The organism is Shimia sp. R9_1 (assembly GCF_017743775.1).
Taxonomy (GTDB): domain Bacteria; phylum Pseudomonadota; class Alphaproteobacteria; order Rhodobacterales; family Rhodobacteraceae; genus Shimia.
Window position 1 is genome coordinate 297,319 of the sequence record NZ_JAGHRN010000001.1, and the last position, 18,477, is coordinate 315,795.

At 60.7% G+C, this 18,477-nt stretch carries 18 protein-coding genes; 4 read left to right on the plus strand and 14 right to left on the minus strand.

The genetic code is table 11. The features are described from left to right. Nucleotides 1-11: 11 nt before the first annotated feature. From xdhC to xdhA, 3 genes are read right to left on the minus strand one after another with little or no spacing between them, the layout of a single operon-like run. The gene (gene xdhC, locus J7399_RS01470) at nt 12-854 is read right to left on the minus strand and encodes a xanthine dehydrogenase accessory protein XdhC (protein WP_209083727.1); all 843 of its coding nucleotides are present in this window, start codon (nt 852-854) and stop codon (nt 12-14) included. Then, nucleotides 851-3,163 (minus strand): xanthine dehydrogenase molybdopterin binding subunit, encoded by a 2,313-nt coding sequence (gene xdhB, locus J7399_RS01475; RefSeq protein WP_209083728.1) that lies wholly within the window; start codon nt 3,161-3,163, stop codon nt 851-853. The genes xdhC and xdhB overlap by 4 nt, the downstream gene beginning before the upstream one ends. Nucleotides 3,164-3,173: 10 nt before the next feature. Beyond that, nucleotides 3,174-4,637, minus strand: coding sequence for a xanthine dehydrogenase small subunit (xdhA, locus tag J7399_RS01480; protein ID WP_209083729.1), 1,464 nt, complete (start codon nt 4,635-4,637; stop codon nt 3,174-3,176). Nucleotides 4,638-4,802: 165 nt separating this feature from the next. Here xdhA and J7399_RS01485 point away from each other — a divergent pair, with 165 nt between their 5' ends. Continuing rightward, nucleotides 4,803-5,708, plus strand: coding sequence for a LysR family transcriptional regulator (locus tag J7399_RS01485; protein ID WP_209060829.1), 906 nt, complete (start codon nt 4,803-4,805; stop codon nt 5,706-5,708). Between the two features lie 154 nt (nt 5,709-5,862). On the opposite strand, the gene J7399_RS01490 is transcribed toward J7399_RS01485, so the two are convergent. From J7399_RS01490 to J7399_RS01515, 6 genes are all read right to left on the minus strand, one after another. Next, entirely contained in the window at nt 5,863-6,879 is a 1,017-nt protein-coding gene (locus J7399_RS01490; RefSeq protein WP_348539416.1) for a diguanylate cyclase, read from the minus strand. Then, nucleotides 6,876-7,463, minus strand: a complete 588-nt coding sequence (locus J7399_RS01495) for a heme NO-binding domain-containing protein (protein ID WP_209060831.1) — start codon at nt 7,461-7,463, stop codon at nt 6,876-6,878. The genes J7399_RS01490 and J7399_RS01495 overlap by 4 nt, the downstream gene beginning before the upstream one ends. Nucleotides 7,464-7,531: 68 nt before the next feature. Continuing rightward, nucleotides 7,532-9,283, minus strand: coding sequence for a DUF4153 domain-containing protein (locus J7399_RS01500; RefSeq protein WP_209083730.1), 1,752 nt, complete (start codon nt 9,281-9,283; stop codon nt 7,532-7,534). 129 nt (nt 9,284-9,412) lie between these two features. After that, nucleotides 9,413-10,975, minus strand: coding sequence for a trimethylamine methyltransferase family protein (locus J7399_RS01505; RefSeq protein ID WP_209083731.1), 1,563 nt, complete (start codon nt 10,973-10,975; stop codon nt 9,413-9,415). A gap of 191 nt (nt 10,976-11,166) precedes the next feature. Beyond that, nucleotides 11,167-11,856 carry an HAD family hydrolase gene (locus tag J7399_RS01510; RefSeq protein WP_209083732.1) on the minus strand — a complete coding sequence of 230 codons (690 nt, stop codon included), beginning with the start codon at nt 11,854-11,856 and terminating at the stop codon, nt 11,167-11,169. Between the two features lie 91 nt (nt 11,857-11,947). Beyond that, nucleotides 11,948-12,232 (minus strand): DUF3572 domain-containing protein, encoded by a 285-nt coding sequence (locus J7399_RS01515; protein WP_209060839.1) that lies wholly within the window; start codon nt 12,230-12,232, stop codon nt 11,948-11,950. Nucleotides 12,233-12,316: 84 nt separating this feature from the next. Here J7399_RS01515 and J7399_RS01520 point away from each other — a divergent pair, with 84 nt between their 5' ends. Continuing rightward, nucleotides 12,317-13,750, plus strand: coding sequence for a diguanylate cyclase (locus J7399_RS01520; protein WP_209083733.1), 1,434 nt, complete (start codon nt 12,317-12,319; stop codon nt 13,748-13,750). A 121-nt stretch (nt 13,751-13,871) separates the two neighbouring features. Here J7399_RS01520 and J7399_RS01525 read toward each other — a convergent pair whose 3' ends face one another. From J7399_RS01525 to J7399_RS01540, 4 genes are all read right to left on the minus strand, one after another. Continuing rightward, entirely contained in the window at nt 13,872-14,420 is a 549-nt protein-coding gene (locus J7399_RS01525; protein ID WP_209083735.1) for a periplasmic heavy metal sensor, read from the minus strand. Next, complete coding sequence (locus J7399_RS01530; protein WP_209083737.1) at nt 14,417-14,836, minus strand: hypothetical protein; 420 nt, start codon at nt 14,834-14,836, stop codon at nt 14,417-14,419. Before J7399_RS01530 ends, J7399_RS01525 begins: the two co-directional genes overlap by 4 nt. After that, nucleotides 14,829-15,413: an RNA polymerase sigma factor gene (locus tag J7399_RS01535; protein ID WP_209083738.1), complete on the minus strand. Its 585-nt coding sequence runs from the start codon at nt 15,411-15,413 to the stop codon at nt 14,829-14,831. The genes J7399_RS01530 and J7399_RS01535 overlap by 8 nt, the downstream gene beginning before the upstream one ends. 134 nt (nt 15,414-15,547) lie before the next feature. Beyond that, on the minus strand, nt 15,548-16,147 hold the full coding sequence (locus J7399_RS01540) for an EF-hand domain-containing protein (protein ID WP_209083740.1): 600 nt from the start codon (nt 16,145-16,147) through the stop codon (nt 15,548-15,550). A 252-nt stretch (nt 16,148-16,399) separates the two neighbouring features. Here J7399_RS01540 and J7399_RS01545 point away from each other — a divergent pair, with 252 nt between their 5' ends. Both J7399_RS01545 and J7399_RS01550 read left to right on the plus strand, forming a co-directional pair. Then, a complete protein-coding gene (locus J7399_RS01545; protein ID WP_209060847.1) occupies nt 16,400-16,777 on the plus strand; it encodes a DUF983 domain-containing protein in 378 nt (125 codons plus the stop codon). A gap of 43 nt (nt 16,778-16,820) precedes the next feature. After that, entirely contained in the window at nt 16,821-17,516 is a 696-nt protein-coding gene (locus J7399_RS01550) for an NUDIX domain-containing protein (protein ID WP_209083742.1), read from the plus strand. 2 nt (nt 17,517-17,518) lie between these two features. Here the strand turns inward: J7399_RS01550 and J7399_RS01555 are convergent, their stop codons facing one another. Continuing rightward, on the minus strand, nt 17,519-18,421 hold the full coding sequence (locus tag J7399_RS01555) for a DMT family transporter (RefSeq protein WP_209083744.1): 903 nt from the start codon (nt 18,419-18,421) through the stop codon (nt 17,519-17,521). Between the last annotated feature and the right edge of the window lie 56 nt (nt 18,422-18,477).

Here is an 18,477-nt window from a genome sequence, read left to right on the forward strand (position 1 = left end):
CTAAGGCCGCCTCACATGGTGGGTGAGACAACCGGTTCTGCGGCAGGTTCAGAGGTCAATGCCGCGATCACATCTGCCACAACGAGGGCTGCAATCACGGACGGCCGCTTGTCGCGGCTACCGCGCACCCCCGGGACCATCCCGATGGGGCAATTCAGTGTTTCCGTGCTTTGCCCCTCACAGTGCGTGCGGGCAAAACTCTCAAATTTTGCACGTTTGGTGGCGGACCCGATCATCCCCACCCAACATGCGTTTCCTTTTGCAAGCGCTTCAGATGTCAGCAGAAAATCCAAAGCGTGATCATGCGTCAGGACGATGAACGCACTACCTTGAGGCGCGCTGCGCACCTCGGCTTCCGGCAATGCGGTCAGGCGCTTCTCAACAGAAGCGCCTGCCATGTCAAGCTCCTCTGCGCGGCTGTCCACCAGCAGGCAACGCACGGGCAAATGCTGAAACTGATCCGCCAAGGCACGGCCCACATGGCCCGCGCCAAAGACATAGACATGGGGCAGCGCCGCCTCAGAGCGTGTGACTTCCGCCACTGCCTCTTCCCGCGCAGCCGCGTCCATCCTTGTCAATGTCAGCTCCACACGCCCGCCGCAGCACTGGCCGATCTCCGGCCCCAGCGGCACATCCATGTGGCCGGACTCCGTGCCAAGGCGCAGCAGTTTGCGCGCCTCATCCAGCGCCATGTATTCAAGCTGTCCGCCCCCAATAGTGCCGGTCATGGCGTGGGGCGCGACAAACATCACAGCGCCTTCTTCGCGGGGCGAGCTGCCCCGCACACGGGTGATCTCCACCCGCATCACCGCGGGTTCGCGGTCCAGAAATGCTATGAGGTCAGCCGCTTTCATCCGCGCATCCGCTCCACCGCCATCAGCACACGCTCGGGCGTGGCCGGTGCATCCAGACGTGGACATTCAGCGTAGTCCGCGACCGAGGCCACCGCCATGCCCAAGGCTTCAAACACACAGATCGGCAACATAAACGGCGGCTCGCCCACCGCTTTGGAGCGTTTGATGGTCAACTCGCGGTTTTCCGACCAATCGGCCAGATTGACGTTGAACTCGCGCGGAAGGTCCCCGGCCAGCGGGATCTTATATGTGCTTGGCGCGTGGGTCTTCAGCTGGCCCTTCTGGTCCCACCAAAGCTCCTCGGTGGTGAGCCAGCCCATGCCCTGCACAAAGGCGCCCTCAACCTGTCCCTTGTCCAGAACAGGGTTCAGCGACTTGCCCACATCATGCAGCACATCGGCACGATCCACCGTATACTCGCCGGTCAACGTATCCACCGAAACCTCGGCCACTGCCGCACCGTATGCATAGTAATAGAACGGACGCCCCTGCCCCTTTTCGCGATCCCAATGGATCTTTGGCGTTTTGTAGAACCCCGCCGCCCAAAGCTGCACCCGCGCCATATAGGCCTGTTTGATAAACTCGCCAAAGGTGAACACCTGATCGCCCACATGCACCTCATTAGGCGCAAACTTCACAAGCAGTGCATCCACACCGAATTGATCACAGGCCCAGCGGATCAGCCGCTCCTTGATCTGATCACAAGCGTTCAGCGCCGCCATACCATTCAGATCGGTGCCGGAGCTCGCCGCCGTGGCGGAGGTATTGGGCACTTTCTCCGTGGTGGTTTTGGTGATCTTGATGTGATCAATATCCACCTGAAACGCCTCAGCCACCACCTGTGCAATCTTGGTGTTCAGCCCTTGGCCCATCTCTGTGCCACCATGGTTCAGCATGATGGAGCCATCATTGTAGATATGCACCAGCGCGCCGGCCTGATTGTACCAGGTGGCGGTAAAGCTGATCCCGAATTTCACCGGCGTCAGCGAGATGCCTTTGCGGATAATCCCACCTTTGGCGTTATGCGCGAGCACCGCTGCGCGACGCGCCTGATAATCCGAACTCTGCTCCAGTTCCTCCACCAGCCGCGGCATGACATTGTCTTCAACCGTCTGGTGATAAGGCGTCACATTGCGATCCGTGGTGCCGTAGAAATTCGCCTTGCGCACCTCCAGCGGGTCTTTGCCAAGCTTATAGGCAATCTCCTCGATCATCCGTTCCGCAGCAACAACTCCCTGCGGCCCGCCAAAGCCGCGAAAGGCGGTGTTGGAGACCGTGTTGGTCTTCATCGGGCGGCTCTGCAGCTTCACATGCGGATAGAAATAGGCGTTATCCGCATGAAACAGCGCCCGATCCGTCACCGGACCAGAGAGATCAGAGGTCCAGCCACAGCGCGCAGCAAAGACATTGTCCACCGCCTCAATCCGGCCCACATCATCAAAGGCCACGTCATAGTCGACGACAAAATCATGGCGCTTGCCGGTGCTCTCCATATCCTGATCGCGGTCAGGGCGGATTTTCACCGCGCGGTTCCACTTCTTTGCGGCCAGCGCCGCCACGGCGGCAAACTGGTTCATCTGGCTTTCCTTGCCGCCAAACCCGCCGCCCATGCGCCGCACATTCACCACCACCGCATTGTTGGGCACGCCCAGAACATGTGCCACCATATGCTGTGCCTCACTGGGGTGCTGGGTGGAGGAATGCACGATCACATCGTCATCCTCACCCGGCATGGCAAAGGCAATATGCCCTTCCAGATACATGTGATCCTGCCCGCCAATGCGCATCTGCCCGGCGATGCGATGGGCCGCATTGGCCTGCCCCTCAGCCACATCCCCGCGCTGCAGGGTCATCGGATCGGTCACATGCGGATAGCCCTTGGTCACCGCCTCATCCGCTTCAATCACGTGATCCAGCGGCGCATACTCGATCTGCGCCAGCTCCACCGCGCGGCGGGCAATGTCGCGGCTTTCGGCCACCACGGCAAAGAGCACCTGCCCCCAGAACTCGACCTTCTCGGTGGCAAAGAGCGGCTCATCATGCCGCCCCGTGGGGCTCACATCATTCACGCCCGGCACATCCTCAGCGGTCAGCACATCCACCACCCCGGGGGCCGCGCGCACCGCGCTCACATCCATCGAAACGATCTTCGCATGGGCCACTTTTGCCGTGCCAAAATAGGCGTGCAAAGTGCCCACCGGCTCGGCGATATCATCACAGTAATCCGCCCCGCCGGAGACATGTTTGATCGCGCTGTCATGAATAAGGTCGGTGTGCGCCGAACCACGGATAGAGACATTCTGTTTCATCATTCTCTCCTCACGCGCTCGCCAGACGGGCATCTTCGCCCTGCTGTTCCAGCCAGAACCGGCGGAACAGGTTCTGTGCCACTTTCATCCGGTAATCCGCTGTTGCGCGCATATCGCTGAGCGGTTGGAAATCCTCCGGCAGTTTCGCTGCCGCCGCCAGAAGGCTGGCCTCGCTCCAGGGCTGGCCAACCAAAGCCGCCTCTGCCGCCGCTGCTCGTTTGGGCGTGGCCGCCATGCCGCCAAAAGCCAGCACCGTTTGGGTGATGATACCATTTTCAACGGCAACATTCATCCCGACCGCCACGGAGGAGATATCTTCCTCGCGTCGCTTGGAAATCTTATAGGCCGCATGATGCGCCCCAGCACTCTCTGCTGACAGGCGCGGAATGGTGATGCTCTCCACAAACTCACCGGCAGCGCGGTCCTGCTTGCCATAGGCAACGAAGAATTCTTCCAACGGCAGCACCCGCCGTACATCGCCTTTGCGCAGGGTGATCGACGCACCAAGCGCAATCAGCACAGGCGGCGTGTCGCCAATCGGGCTGCCGTTGGCGATATTGCCGCCGATCGTGCCCATATTGCGCACCTGCCAGCCGGCAATGCGATCCCAATAATCCACCAGATGCGGATAATGCTGCGCAATCACATCCTGCGCCTCGGTGTAGGTCACCCCGGCGCCAAATGTCACCGCATCGTCGGTCACTGCAATTTCTTTCAGCCCGTCAAGCTGGCCGATGAAAACCGCAGGCGAAATGCGTTTCAGAAACTTGGTCACCCAAAGCCCCACATCGGTGGAGCCCGCCACAATAGTCGCCTCCGGCTCGGCTTCCAGAACCGCGGCCAGATCATCCACATCCGCAGGCAGGATTGCGCGACTCTCGCCTTTGGCCACTTCCACCCGCGCGCCGTCTTTCAGCCCGCTCAGTTTTGCGGCCACCGACTCGCGCTCAGAGGCCAGATGTTCGGCAGATGCTGTGCCATATTCCGTCACCGCCTGCGCAGCGCGAATGATCGGCGCATAGCCGGTGCAGCGGCACAGATTGCCCTGCAGCGCGGTTTCAACCTGCTTCACGGTTGGGTGCTCATAGGCCATCCACAGCGCGTAAAGCGACATCACAATCCCCGGTGTGCAGAAGCCACATTGGCTGCCGTGATGCTCCACCATCGCCTGCTGAACCGGCGACAAACGCCCATTGGGGCCGCCAAGATATTCAATGGTCACCACGTGACAGCCATCCAGAGTCGCCAGAAAGCGAATACAGGCATTCACTGTCTCATAATGCAGCCCCTGCGGTGTCAGCCGCCCGACCATCACGGTGCAGGCGCCACAATCGCCCTCCGCACAGCCTTCTTTGCTGCCCGTAAGGCGTTGATCAATCCGCAAAAAATCCAGAAGCGTGTCGTCCGCTCCCACATCGGAAAGAGAGACCTCACGGCCGTTGAGTAAAAAGCGTATTTCGCTGCGGTGCTGCATCCTGACCTCTTGCTGGGAGTCGGCACTTAGGTGGCCACAAACTACTCTATCTGCTCTTTCGTCTTCAATGAAACGAGGGTTTTGGAAAATCTATTTCAATGATTTGTTGAAAATCACCCGCCATTCCGGCAGTAAACTGTCCCTCAGCCACATATGGAGCGAGAAATGCCGTATCTTGAAAGCCTGAGAGTCTTTGTGCGTGTTGTGGAGCTTGGCTCGATCACCTCTGGTGGGCGGGATTTGCGGCTGACCCCGGCCGTGGCCTCAAACCGGGTGAAGGAGCTGGAGACCCGTTTGGGCGTGCGTTTGTTCAACCGCACCACCCGAAACCTCTCGCCCACTGAGGTCGGCAAGGTGTTTTATGAACACGCCCGCAAAGTGATCACCACCTTGGAGGAAGCCGAAGCGGTGGTGGCCGGGTTCTCCGACAATCCGCGTGGCACCATCCGGGTCACCGCGCCCTTGGGCGTGGGTCGCCGCATCATTGCGCCGCTCATCCCCGCCTTCACTGAACAGCACCCGCATGTGGACGTGCGCCTGCGCCTGTCCGATCGCACGGTGGACATGTTTGAGGACGGTCTGGATGTGGCCTTTGTCCTTGGCGAGCTGAAAGACAGCAATCTTAAGCTGCGCAAAATCGCCGATTGTGAGCGCGTGCTTGTGGCCTCTCCGGACTATCTCGCCCGCGCCGGAACCCCGCAAACCCCCGAAGATCTTCTCGCCAATCACAACTGCCTCTTGCTGCGCTTCCCGCGGTCGCCGGAATATTTCTGGACCCTGCAAACCGAAGCAGGCCCGCAGAAAATCGAAGCCAAAGGCCGGTTTGACGCGGATGACGGGGATGTGCTCACCCAATGGGCGCTTGAAGGGGCCGGGATTGCCAACAAACCGCGCTTTGACGTCTCCGCCGATCTGGCCAGCGGCGCGCTGGTTGAGGTGTTGCCTGACACCCCGCCACTGCCTGCATCTTTTGGTTGCCTCTATCCGCACCGCAAGCTGCAAGATCCGAAAGTGCGCCTGTTTGTCGATTACATCGCCACCGAAAGCCGCAACCGCATCGCCCAGCTATAGAACCTTTTTCAGCAGGAAAATGAGGTTGAACTCTTCTTCTTAAGACTCTGGCAACCTTATCTTTAAGCGCAGGCTGGGTGCGCCCCCAAATGAAAAAGCCCCGCAACACGCGGGGCCGTCATCTCGGCATTTCAGCGCTGCTCAGGCGCGCAGATCAGGATCCCACCGCCAGCGGGCCGTTTTCGCGCAGCTCCGGCCGATAAAGCGTGAAGGTCGCGCGCCCATCGTGCTTGGAGGCATAAAGCGCCGTATCCGCATCATCCATCAGCTCTTCAACGCTGGTGTCCGCCGTGCCGGTGTAGATCGAAATCCCCACGCTCGCAGAAACCTCGCACACCGCGTCCTTATAGGGCACCGGTGCCTCGACCTCTTTGATGATCCGCTCAGAAATCCGGCCCAACACCTCCTCATCGGTGTTGCCCTTGATCACCAGCACAAATTCATCGCCGCCCACACGGGCAACCACATCCGCATCACGGCTGCTTTCCACAAGCACCCGCGCCACATGCTGCAGCACCACATCGCCCGCCGCGTGGCCTTTGGTGTCATTGACCTCTTTGAAGAAGTCCAGATCCACATGCAGCAGGCCAAAGGGCTTACGCTCTTCCACCAGACGCGGCAGGATCAGATCCAGCGCGCGGCGGTTTTTCAGCCCGGTCAGCGTATCGGTGTAGGCCTGTTCTTCCGCGGCAACCTTGGCGCCCTGCAGGCGCTGGTTGAGCTTGCGGCTGGCCTCCATGGCGGCGGATTTGGCCTCCACCAGATAGAGCATCTCAATTGTCAGATCGGTGGCCGCAAAATCCGCCGCATTCAGATCATAGTCGCGCACCGCATCCAGGATCGAAATCCCGAAACTCAGGTTCACAACCGCACCACCTTTGCCGTCGTGCATCAGCACGCCTTTTAGTCCGGTCGGCGGATCAGAGCGTTTCTTGAGGTGCAGTTTCTCACCCGCCGAGGCCATCAGGCGCGACATGGATGTGATGGCATGTGGGCGGTTCAGTTCAAAAACGTCAAAGAAGCCCGCGCCGATCAGCGCCTGATCCGGGAAAATCTTGGTCAGCGTGGGGCCCGCATGGGTGATGCGCCCCTCTTTGTCGAGCTGCACATGCATCGGACACATCACGTCCAGCATTTGCGTCATCTCACAGATCTGGTCCAATTCGCTCACTGGGCACGCGCCCCCAACTCAAACTCACGCCCACTGGCAAAGGCATTCACAACCAGTGTGATATCGACCACCTCGGCATCCTGCTCCGCGCCCTTGTGCTCCAGAAACACCAGCGCGCCATAGTCATCCGCCATGGTGCGCAAAATGCCAATCATCACATGGCCAAACCCCAGCTGAGGGTGTCGACAGGTCAGGCTATAGCATTCCGATGAATGCTCACGAAGTTCCATACTCGGCAGAATAAGGTCATCCACCGCCAATCTCGCGCGTTCCGGCAAATCATCCAGCGAATGCAGAAAATCCACAAAATCCACGCCGCCAAAGCGTAACAATCGCCTGAGCGCTTCGACATTCGGGTGGGTCACAAGATAGGTGCCAATGTCCTCAAGCACCGTTTCAAGCGGCGCACCAATAACCTCTGACGCGGCTTTGATCAGGTCTTCGGTCACGCTGTCTTCGTAGTGCAGCATGGCTTCAAAATCGGTGGTGTCCACATCGGCAAGCCGGCACACCTCAACCCACCGCGGCTGACCATAGCTGTCGCGGACAAAGCACTGAATCGCTCTGTTGATCAAGCCGTGCATGCATTCACCTTTCTTACCAAGACCCATAAGATCAGAGCGGTGTTAAGATTTCCCCAACGCGCCCAAAACTAAAACTCTGGTGTAAGCTCCATATCACCGATCCACAGCGATTGACGACTGCTCGGAGCCACCTCAAACTTTCCATCCAGTATATCCCTCAGTTGTCTGAGGGTCACCCGATCACCTTCTGATCTGGCGATTTTTTCTCCCACAGCGAGCGATCTCCCGACCTCATACACGCTAAATACGTCAACTTTGCGTGCTGCCACTGGCAAAAACAGGATCCCTACACGCCCAGCGTGTGTAGGATGGAAATCGCCAAACAGCAAAACGCATCCGGGATCCGGCGCGCTTTCGCAAATATCCGCCCAATCTTCCAAACGATAGAGCGCAATATCGCTCATATCCCGCGCGGTCACCACCGCTTCCGGCGGCAACACCGTCAGATTGGCGGCAAATCTTTCTGCAGGTGCAACTCGCGCATTACCATGAAAGCCCTGCGCATATTCCCAAGAGCTCTCCGCCGACTGCGCCGCCTCCACGGCGGCCTGCCACTCGGGTTTACCGGCGGCAAAATCCGCGCTCAAAGCAGCCAATCCGGCCTGCCCCGCATGGCCCCATTCCGCCTGCATCTCCCAAAGAGCCGCATCCTGCGGCGTCACCTTATCTGCAACGATACGCGCCAGCTGAGATTGGGTCGAAATGCGCTCCACATTCAGCACCGGCGTCTGCCAAAGCGCCAGCAGCAACAGCACGCCCACCGCGATGGTGATATTGGCCTGACGGATACGCGCCATCCACGCGCCGCGCAGCACCACGGCCACCGCATAGCTCACCGCATGCAGCCCCACCACCAGCACCGTACAGGCCGCCGCTAGCCGCGCCGGTGTCCAGCCGTATTGCGCCACGCGCAGCCACAGCGCGTAGCCCGCCAGCCCGGTCAAAACCGGCAACAACAACGCCAAGGCCGAGGTCGCAGCCCGCATCAACGGTGTTTGCACCGCATCCACATCGCTGCGGTCCAGCGCCACGCTGATCAGCGTGATCATGGCCAGCGCCACCGCAAGCAAGGTTGTGGCGCGGCTCAAATTGCCAAACAGATCGCCCGGCGCCTGCATCAAAGCCGCGCCCACAAACACCAGCACCACCACCAGCACCACCGGCACCAGAAGGCGCAGCAGACGCATCACCAGAAACGGCGAAATATAGTCGCGCAGCTCATGCACCACGGAAAGGCCAACGCCCAGCGCCGCGCCGGAGATCACAAAGGCCGCGCCCTCAATGTCCAGGAGATCCTCAATGATGGTGAGACCCACAATCTCCAACAGCGCATTGCTCAAGAAGATCACCGCCCAGATCAGCCCGACAAACAGCCAGGCCGCCGAATAGCGCACAAGAATGCCCCAGCTCACATCAAACAGATGGCCATAATCCCGCAGGCTATGACGATCCCGCAGCGTCGCGGCGGCAAAGGGCGTGCCAATCAGAAGAAACAGCGCCCAGGCGATGATGGGATGCTGCGCTGCGCCAAAAGCGTCCAGTGTGTCAAAGCGCAGCCCAGACCATGTCAGCAGGGCCGCCGCCAGCGCAGAGAGACCAAGTGCTGGCAAAGCAGCACGGACAATGCGATGCGGGCCGCTCAGCCCCATCAGCACTGCAAAAAAGCCGGAAACAAATCCCGTCAGGGCAAGATAAGCCAGTGGATGGCTGACAATCTCATGCGCTTTTTCAATCAGCGCCCAGATGGCCAATCCAGCCAAACCGCCCACACCAGCCATTTCCGCACGCCCTGCGGCCGCGTAGCCTTCCCGCTTGTGCATGGCCTACCTCCAACCAAACTTGCGGACTCTCTATATCGGGTTGGCGATAAAAAACAACGTCTTGATAAGCTTACCTTGAAGTGAGGCGACCTGCCGCCACCCCGCCGCAACCCCACTGTGTGCCACGTCTCAGAAATCTGTGGGCGCGCCGCCTTCGGCTTTGCGTCGTTCAACAAATTCGGCCAATTCCTCGCGGATTGCCGCGTCCATGGGCGGTTCCTCATATTGGCTCAGCACGTCCTTGAAGATGTGATGGGCGCGTTCGGCGGTCCATGTGCCGCCCGCCGCCTGAAAGGCTTCAAAGTTGCGCCAGTCCGAAGCAAAGGGCTGATAAAACGCGGTGGTGTAGCGCTCCTGCGTGTGATCGATCCCGAAGAAATGCCCGTCAGAGCCCACCTCGCGGATCGCCTCCAGCGCAACCTCCGCCTCTCCCGTGGCCCAGATATCCGGCTCCAGATAACGCTGGATCATCTGCACCACTTCGCAATCCATGATGAACTTCTCAGGGCTGGCGATCAGCCCGCCCTCCAGCCATCCGGCGGCGTGATAGACCATATTGGTGCCCGACTGCACAGCACTCCACAGGCTGTTGGAGGTCTCCCACATGGCCTGACCGTCCGGCACATTGGCCGCGCAGACGCCGCTGGCGCGCATCGGCAGACCGTAGAACCGCGCCATCTGACCGGTCATCTGGGTGGCGCGCATATATTCTGGCGTGCCAAAGGCGGGCGCGCCGGATTTCATGTCCACATTTGAGGTAAAGGTGCCAATCGCGCAGGCCACACCGGGGCGGATGTACTGCGCCAGAGCTACCGCGCTCAAGGCCTCCGCCAGCGATTGCGCCACAGCGCCCGCCATGGTGACCGGTGCCATCGCCCCCGCCAGCGTGAAAGGCGTGACCACCAGCGCCTGATTGCGCCGCGCCAGCCGCATCCAGCCATCGATCATCGGCTCATCATGTTTCAGCGGCGAGGTGGAGTTGATGTTGGTGAAGATATGGGGCCGCGCTTCAAAGGCCTCATGGCTCAATCCCGCGGCAATCCGCACCATCTCCATGGCATCTTCCACCCGCTCCGCCCCCAGCGAATAGGTGTGCACCGCCTTGTCGGTCAGGGTCAGCGTGTCAAACAGCACATCCAGATGGCGCACAGAGGCATGGATGTCCTGCGGCTCCACCGGATAGCCACCAGAGAAATGGATACAGTTGAAAAACTGCGTCAGCCGCAGCAGGTCCGCACATTGCGCCCGCGTGCCCGGCACTTTGCGGCCCAGCTCCAGATCCCAGTAGTTTGGCGGACTCGACACATTGCCAAACAGAATGTGCCCTTCCCCCATCACCAATTGCCGATCCGGGTTGCGCGGGGTCAGGGTCCAGCTGCGCGGCGCCTTGGCCACCATCTCCATGACAAAGCTGCGGTCCATGAACACGCGGTCCTCCACCACGCGACAGCCTGCCTCTTTCAGGATCTGGAGCGCTTCGCCGTTGAAGAACTGAATGCCAATTTCCTCAAGGATACGCATCGCCCCATCATGAAGGCGCGCCACCCCGTCCTCTGGCAAAGGCTCCGTCGGCCGATCCGTGTTGACCGGCAAGCGCCATGGCGTCTGTTCCAGACCAACCGAACGCCCGCGCCGCGCGGCCCGTCCGCCGCTGCGTTTGCCTCTGCGGGATGTCTCTTCTGCTTCAGACATGGCGCTCTCCTTCTCCGCGTCCTTTTCAGGAAACGCTGACGCGCCCGAGATTCCTGCGCTTTTTCGACAAAACCTGTCGCTTTTGAACTCCGCCAGCGCCTTGAGGACCGAGCGCAGCCCAAAAGAAAACCCCGCCACCTCTTGGTGCGGGGCCTTCTTAAGCTCTCACTTGGGCGTGTCTGCCGGTCAGATCAGGCGCCCAGCCACTCCGGCAAATGGCCAATGTTGGGCAGCACCACATCCGCCAGCGGAGCGAGCTCGGCCTCTTCTGCCACGCCGGTCAGCACGGCCACGGTCTGCATGCCTGCCCGCCGGCCGGCCAACAGATCATGGCTGCTGTCTCCAACCATCGCCACCCGCGCCGGATCAAGCGCCACATGCCGGGCAAAGGCCAGCAGCGGGTCCGGATCAGGTTTCGCCCCAAAGCCGCTGTCAAACCCGGCGATGAAGTTGAAACGATCCACAACCCCGGCTTCCTGCAGATGCGCCCGCGCGCCAAATTCCGTGTCATTGGTCATCACGCCAAGCTTGAGACCCTGCGCGATAAACCCGTCCATCAACGGCCCAAGCGGCACCGCCGGTGCAAGCGAGGCCTCTGCCGCCTCAAGCATCAACGTGTGCTCAATCGCGTCCACATCACCGCCCGGCACCACGCTGGCCACAGCCTCAGCCGCCTCGCGGTTGGTGCCCGCAATCACAAAGCTCTCCGGCAGAAAGGCCTCCGCACTCAGGTCAAACTGCAGCGCACCTGCGATCTGCGCCGCCAGCTCCGCATCCCCATCGGCAAAGCGCGTGATCATCCGCGCTGCCCAGCCGTTCCACGTCGCACCAAAATCAAACAGCGTGCCGTCTTTATCAAACAGAAGCCCGTCTACCCGCATCCTATCGCCTTTATTCCTTAGCCCCGCGCCAAGCGCCTCACCCGCGCACCCTGCACCGGTGCGGCCTCTGCGCGCAAGAGGCGTGATATGTTCAGGTCCAATGGGCCCGAGACTCACCCAAAAGAAGATTCGCCGCCATCAACGGCACGTCATAGGGGAGATCATTGGCATCACAAAATGAGACCACCCAGGCGTCATCCATCGTTAAGAACTCCAGCACAGACCCCAGGAAATCAGAATCACCTGCCCGCTCGCGCAGGTCGTTAACCGAGGCACCAGTAGCCCCCATGAAGACTCCGACCACTTCATCTTGGGTCACCAACCAGCCTAAAGCCTTAATAGCAACGGTTTCCGCCACTTCTTGAGAAACTCTCATTTGCTCCCACTTTCGAAAGAGTTTGTTAACCAATGATAAGCCAAAATGAACAGGTCCCGTTTTTCACAGTTTTCAGGTTTTCTTATGGCAGCTCATGTCTTGATCGTCGACAGTATCTCGGCGAACCGCATCTTGTTAAAAGTCAAACTGACTGGTGTTTTTGCTCGTGTTGAGCAGGCCGCCAGCGCAGGGGAAGCTTTGGATCTGCTCCACGCAGAAACACCGGACCTGCTGGTTCTGGGCGGTGACCTCGTGGACATGAGCGCGCTGAAACTTTGCAAACTCGTTAAAGAGAACCCGGCTTTTGCCCATCTGCCCGTGTTGATCGCCAACACCGAAGGCACCCGCATGGACCGTATCGACGCCCTGCACGCCGGTGCCGACGACGCCTTTGACATGTCCGTCAGCACCGATGCGCTTCTGGCGCGCATCCGCAGCATCATCCGCGCCCGCAGCTCTTATGAAGAGTTGCGCCTGCGCGAACAGGCGGGCCAGATCCCCGGCCTTGCAGAGCAGGTGTCAGGCTTTGAAGGTCCGGCGCAGGTGCTGATCGCCTCCTGGAACGCCGCCGAAGGGCTGCTGTGGAATGCGCAACTGCAAGCCTGCGTGCCCTACGGCCTGCGTCAGCAACAGATCTCCCAGATCGCGCAGGACATGTCACAGTTTGCCGCGCCGGACGCCATCGTGATCTCCCTGCGCACCGCAACGCCTGATGAGTCCCTGCGCCTTCTGGCAGAGGTGCGCGCCCGCGCCACCACCCGTCAGGCCGCTGTGCTTGTGGTGCTGGACGCCGAAGATGACACCGCCCGCATCAACGCGCTTGATCTGGGCGCCAATGATGTGCTGATCGACGGCTTTGATGCCGAAGAGGCCGCCCTGCGGCTCGATGCGATGATTGCCCGCAAGCGCCTGACCGACCGGCTGCGCAAACGCGTTGAGGATGGCCTCACCGCCGCTGTCACCGATCCGCTGACCGGCCTGTTCAACCGCCGCTATGCGATGCCCCATCTCACCAAACTGGCGCAGCGCGCCCACAGTCAGCGCGGCGATTTTGCCGTGATGCTGGCCGATTTGGACCACTTCAAAGAGGTCAACGACCGTTATGGCCACGCCGCTGGCGACATCGTTCTGGCCGAGATCGCCCGCCGGATGCGCCGCTGCCTGTCACAGGCGGATCTGATTGCGCGCATGGGGGGCGAAGAGTTCATGATTGTGGTGCCGGTTGAGGATGTGACCGCCGCCGAGCAGGTCGCTCAGCGCCTGTGTGATGTGGTGCGCAGCGAACCTGTCTACCTGCGCGGCCGCGACATTCAGATCCCCGTGACCGTCAGCATTGGTGTGGCCATGGGCAGCGACCTGATCAAGGCCAAATCACCGGATTGCAAATCCACACAACACCTGCGCCTTGCCGCCCATGACGGCATTGCCTCTGCTCTGCTGGATCGCGCGGATCAGGCGCTTTACGGCGCGAAAGCCGAAGGACGGGACAAGGTCACCCTGTCCTGCTCCGCAGCCTGACACAGCCGCCTACGCCAACAAAAAAGCGCTTCAAAAACAAAGCGCCTCTCTGCCCTCGGGCACCTTCTTTTCAGACAGGCCAGCTCGCCTTTCTCAGACCTGAGCCGCCTGCCCCACAAGGTCAGTTTTTGTGCTTGCCGTCCTTGTGGCCATCGCCGTGTTTGCCTTTGCGGCCATGTTTCAGCTCTTCTTCCAGACGATCGGCATACGCGGCGCGCTCCGCATCGCTCATATCGCTGATCCGCTTCAGAAAGCTCTCCCGCGCCAGTGTCCGCCGGTTCACCCCCGCCTCATCCAGCGCCACCACGGTGGCCTTCAGCGCTTCGCCGTCAAACGGGCTCTGCCGCAACAAGCTCAGCGCCTCAAGATAGCGCGCCTGATCAGCTTGCCGATCCACTGAGGCGGAGCGGTAGCTGCGGCGGATCTCCCGCCCCACGGCGCGTTTGTCCTCAAAGCTCATCGCCCGCACAAAGGGCGCGGTGAACCGGTCCCCGGCCACCGGGGGGCCGTCGTGACGCTTGAAACTGAAGATCGCGCCGCCGACCAACCCGATGATCAGCACATTGAGGGTCACCGACCCGATCAACAGCACCCGCAGCGCGCGGCGCTTTTTGCCCTTTGGCGGCTGCCCATCGGTTGCGCCATTTGCACCAGTGTCTTGTGTCATCATTCTTCCTCCACGCCCAGGGTCAGGGCGTAGCTCACATCCAGATCAGAAAGGTAAGTTTGCGCAACTTCCCCATAGAGATCGAGGCCCAAAGTGTTCTGCATCAGGGCCGTGCCTGAAGAAACACCAATCCACACCCCGGCCAGCCCTGCCACAGCCACCCCGCTGAGCGAAGGCCATCCGCCCAGCGCCTGCAACAGCGCCCGCCACCAGCCGCCCTCTTCGCGGCTTGGGCTTTGGGAAGCAACCTGTGCGGCTTGTTGTGCCGCCTGCTGTTCTGCCTGAAGCGTCTGGGCACTCTCCAGCACCCGCACCATCAGGTCGGGCGACGGCTCTGCCCGCACATCGCTCTTGGCAGAGGCAAACAGATCCTCAAGCATGTCGTCGTCAAACATCTTGTCATCAAACTTATCAGCCATCTGTATACCCCAGTGCTTCGCGCTGACCGGCCAGTGCCTTTGCCAGCGCCCGTTTTCCGCGCGAGGTCAGGCTTTCCACCGCCTCTACGCTGATCTCCATGATCTCGGCAATCTCAGGATTGCCCAACCCTTCTATGTGACGCAACACCACCGCCAGACGCTGCCGCTCCGGCAGGCTGTTGAGCGCGGCTTGCAAAGCATCATTGCGCGCCTGATCCTGCATCTGCTGCGCCGCCGATTTGGCGTCATCTTCCGGCTCCGGCACAGCGTCCAGCGCCACGCCCCGCGTCTTGCGCAGCCGGTCGGTGCAGAGGTTGGCCACCACACGATACAGCCATGTGGTCACTTTGGCCTCGCCCTGGCGCCAATCCGGCGCTTGTTTGAACAGGCGGATCATCGCCTCCTGCGCCACATCTTCGGCCTCGGCCCGATCCCCCAGCATGCGAAACGCCTGCGCAAACGCCCGCGGCGTCAGCCGCAGCGTCAGGCTGCGCGCCGCAGCACCGTCTCCGTTGGCATATAACACCAACAAAGCGTCATCGGGCATCTCGTCCTGTTGATCGTAAGGCATCGTCATCGTCTCAAGGGCTACCCGCTGCGCCGATGCTGCGCAATCGCTCCGGTGATAAGGCCGGATAAGCGATGCGCAGCAGGCTCAGGACGGGACGGTCAGAGGGGACATCTCCCACCGCCCCGGTCAGCTCGGCCGGATCAGTTGTTCTGCGTCGCTGCCTCACCCTGTTTGACTGTGCCGCGCGCTTCCTTGGCCGCGTCCCATTCTTCCTGACTGATGCTGCCGTCACCGTCGGTATCAAGTGCCTTGAACATCTTGGCCTTACGCTCTGCGCGCTTGTTTGCGTGCTTTTCCTTCATGGCGTCATATTCCGCCTTGCTGATCTGGCCATCCGCGTCGCTGTCCAGCCGCTCCAGCATCTTGCCGATCCGGTCGCCTTTCGGTTTCATCTCTTCTGCAGAGAGCTGACCGTCCTCATTGGCATCCAGCCGATCAAACATACGGTCCACACCTTTGGCCATGCGCGCATTGCCCGACGCCTCCGCATGGGCCCGCATCTCATCGCGGGAGATCAGATCATCATCATTGGCATCCACCCCGTCAAAACGCGCCTGCGCCTGTGCCTCAAGCTCCGCGCGGGTCACCACACCGTCGCCATCGGTGTCCAGCATTTCAAAAGCGGGCATGTGATAGCCGCGATGATTGCGCTCCTTGCCGCCCTCTTTGGCAGAGGCCCCAACCGCCGTCACACCCAGTGCTACGATCACAACCGCGCCGATCATCAGTTTGCTTTGCATCTCGATCTCTCCTCTTTAGGCATCGTCCAATGTGGCTCATTGCCTGTTTGGTGCAGATAGAACGCGCCGCCCCCACCATTCCGTCGCAACTTTTTCGATTTTTTTGCGCGCGCCCTTCTTTGGCCTTTCCCAGCCCTCGCAAGTACCGCCGGCAAGCCCTTCCTTTGCGACATCCCGCCGCAAGGCATTTTGACCTCTTTAATCTGCTCGCCCGCTACATCATTTTGACCGGATCGAACGCGAGGACATGTGATGAGCGAGACAACGGCAGCATTGGAAGACAGACCTTTGAAACCTGCCCTGATGCGCGGCTGGCGCCGCAAATGCCCAAATTGTGGCAATGGCCCTATGCTGAAGGGCTATCTGAAGGTGCGCGACCATTGCCCGGTCTGCAAACAAGAGCTGCATCACCACCGCGCAGATGATGGCCCCGCCTATCTGACCATTCTGATCGTCGGCCACCTCATGGCCCCGCTCCTGCACGTGGCCTTTGTGCACTGGCGACCAGAACCTCTTATCCTCTTTACAATTTTTGCGGTTGGCTGCGTCGCGCTCTCGCTCTACCTTCTTCCTCGACTGAAGGGGGGCGTGGTCGCGTTTCAATGGGCGCGCCGCATGCACGGGTTTTAGTGATCCGTCCCAAGACCCCTCAAGCTGAGGGGAGCATACGGGCATGACGATCGACAAAACCGCCATTCGAGACGCCGCAACGGTCATCGTTCTGCGGGATCGGGACACCGATCCCCGCATTCTCATGGGTCAGCGCGGCGCCAAAGCGGCCTTCATGCCCAACAAGGTGGTCTTTCCCGGCGGCGCGGTGGACGCGGGTGATGCGGACATCGCCCTTGCCACGCAGATACCTGATTTCTGCGCTGACCGTCTGCGCGAAGACAGCGCGCACGATCTGTCTCATGCGCTCTGCGTGGCCGCCATTCGCGAGCTGTGGGAAGAAACCGGGCTGATCCTCGGGCAGAAAGGCAGCTGGTCAGAGCCGCCAGCGCCGGATTGGGAAAGCTTTGCCGCAACCGGTCATGTCCCCACCGCCGAAGCGCTGCAATTTGTCTTCCGCGCCATCACGCCTCCAGGTCGCCCGCGCCGCTTTGATGCGCGCTTCTTCCTTCTGGACGCCGATGAAATCGCTACCGATCTGGATGATTTCTCTGCCGCCTGCGAAGAGCTGTCCCACCTCCAATGGATCCCGCTCAAAGACGTGCGCGCCTTTGACCTGCCCTTCATCACCGAGGTTGTGCTCGCCGAAATCGAGGCACGCGTGACCGACCGCAACCCACCCGCCGCCGTGCCCTTCTTCAAAAACAACGATGAATCCAGCCTCTTTCTCAGGATCTACGGCCACGAACAAGATCGCTGAGCCTAGGCCAGCAGGATCAGCCCCACAATCGACGCCGCCAAAAGCGCCATACCAAGGTATTCCCGCCGGCTGATCGTCTCACGGAAGATCAGCACCGTGCCCAGAATGCCAAACACCAGCTCGATCTGCCCAACGGTTTTCACATAGGCCGCGTTTTGCAGCGTGAAGGCCGTGAACCAGCAGAAGGTTCCGCCCATGCTGGTCAGCCCGATGAAGCCCGCACTGCGCCAGGCGCCCAGCACCTTGGCCACCTCGCCGGGCTCGCGCAGCTTCAGCCAGACCCACATGCCTGCCATCTGCATCGCCGTCACCGCCGCCAAAGTCACCAGCGCCCGCTGCATCGGCGCATCCAGCGCCACCTGCAAAGAGGCTCCGCGGTAACAGACCGCCGACACGCCAAAGAGCGCTCCGGCCAAAAGGCCCAGCGCCGCCGAGGGGCTAAGAAACCGCCGCCAGCCCTGTTGGTTGGCCTCAATCGGCCCCGACAGCACCAAAACCCCGGCCAAACCGATGAAGATCGCCGCCATCCCAAGAGCAGAGACCGCCTCGCCCAGCACCAGAATGCCAATCAGCACCGTCAGCAGCACCTCGGTTTTAATGAAAGCCATGCCCACCGCAAAATTGCGCCGCCCAAACAACATCACCGTACACACGGTCGCGGTGATCTGCGCCGCGCCGCCCACAATGCCATATCCCCAGAAGGCCCAGGACAACGCAGGCAGCTTCACCTGCCCCAAGGCGACAAGCGTCAGCAGAATGGTCGCGGCAATCGGCGCGGAATACACAAACCGCGCAAATGTGGCCCCAGCGGCAGAGAGCTTCACCTGCGCGAGGTGTTTTTGCAGCATAAAGCGCACGGTCTGAAAGGCGGCTGCGGCGACGGAGGCAATGATCCAAAGTTCCATGACGCTCTTGATGCACACCTAAGACGCTGTTGTCACTGTGGAATAGCCACCCGCGG

Coding starts and splice junctions, on each gene's coding strand:
- xdhC (WP_209083727.1), bottom strand. CDS start 854: ATGAAAGCGGCTGACCTCATAGCATTTCTGGACCGCGAACCCGCGGTG.
- xdhB (WP_209083728.1), bottom strand. CDS start 3,163: ATGAAACAGAATGTCTCTATCCGTGGTTCGGCGCACACCGACCTTATT.
- xdhA (WP_209083729.1), bottom strand. CDS start 4,637: ATGCAGCACCGCAGCGAAATACGCTTTTTACTCAACGGCCGTGAGGTC.
- J7399_RS01485 (WP_209060829.1), top strand. CDS start 4,803: ATGCCGTATCTTGAAAGCCTGAGAGTCTTTGTGCGTGTTGTGGAGCTT.
- J7399_RS01495 (WP_209060831.1), bottom strand. CDS start 7,463: ATGCACGGCTTGATCAACAGAGCGATTCAGTGCTTTGTCCGCGACAGC.
- J7399_RS01500 (WP_209083730.1), bottom strand. CDS start 9,283: ATGCACAAGCGGGAAGGCTACGCGGCCGCAGGGCGTGCGGAAATGGCT.
- J7399_RS01505 (WP_209083731.1), bottom strand. CDS start 10,975: ATGTCTGAAGCAGAAGAGACATCCCGCAGAGGCAAACGCAGCGGCGGA.
- J7399_RS01510 (WP_209083732.1), bottom strand. CDS start 11,856: ATGCGGGTAGACGGGCTTCTGTTTGATAAAGACGGCACGCTGTTTGAT.
- J7399_RS01515 (WP_209060839.1), bottom strand. CDS start 12,232: ATGAGAGTTTCTCAAGAAGTGGCGGAAACCGTTGCTATTAAGGCTTTA.
- J7399_RS01520 (WP_209083733.1), top strand. CDS start 12,317: ATGGCAGCTCATGTCTTGATCGTCGACAGTATCTCGGCGAACCGCATC.
- J7399_RS01525 (WP_209083735.1), bottom strand. CDS start 14,420: ATGATGACACAAGACACTGGTGCAAATGGCGCAACCGATGGGCAGCCG.
- J7399_RS01530 (WP_209083737.1), bottom strand. CDS start 14,836: ATGGCTGATAAGTTTGATGACAAGATGTTTGACGACGACATGCTTGAG.
- J7399_RS01535 (WP_209083738.1), bottom strand. CDS start 15,413: ATGACGATGCCTTACGATCAACAGGACGAGATGCCCGATGACGCTTTG.
- J7399_RS01540 (WP_209083740.1), bottom strand. CDS start 16,147: ATGCAAAGCAAACTGATGATCGGCGCGGTTGTGATCGTAGCACTGGGT.
- J7399_RS01545 (WP_209060847.1), top strand. CDS start 16,400: ATGAGCGAGACAACGGCAGCATTGGAAGACAGACCTTTGAAACCTGCC.
- J7399_RS01550 (WP_209083742.1), top strand. CDS start 16,821: ATGACGATCGACAAAACCGCCATTCGAGACGCCGCAACGGTCATCGTT.
- J7399_RS01555 (WP_209083744.1), bottom strand. CDS start 18,421: ATGGAACTTTGGATCATTGCCTCCGTCGCCGCAGCCGCCTTTCAGACC.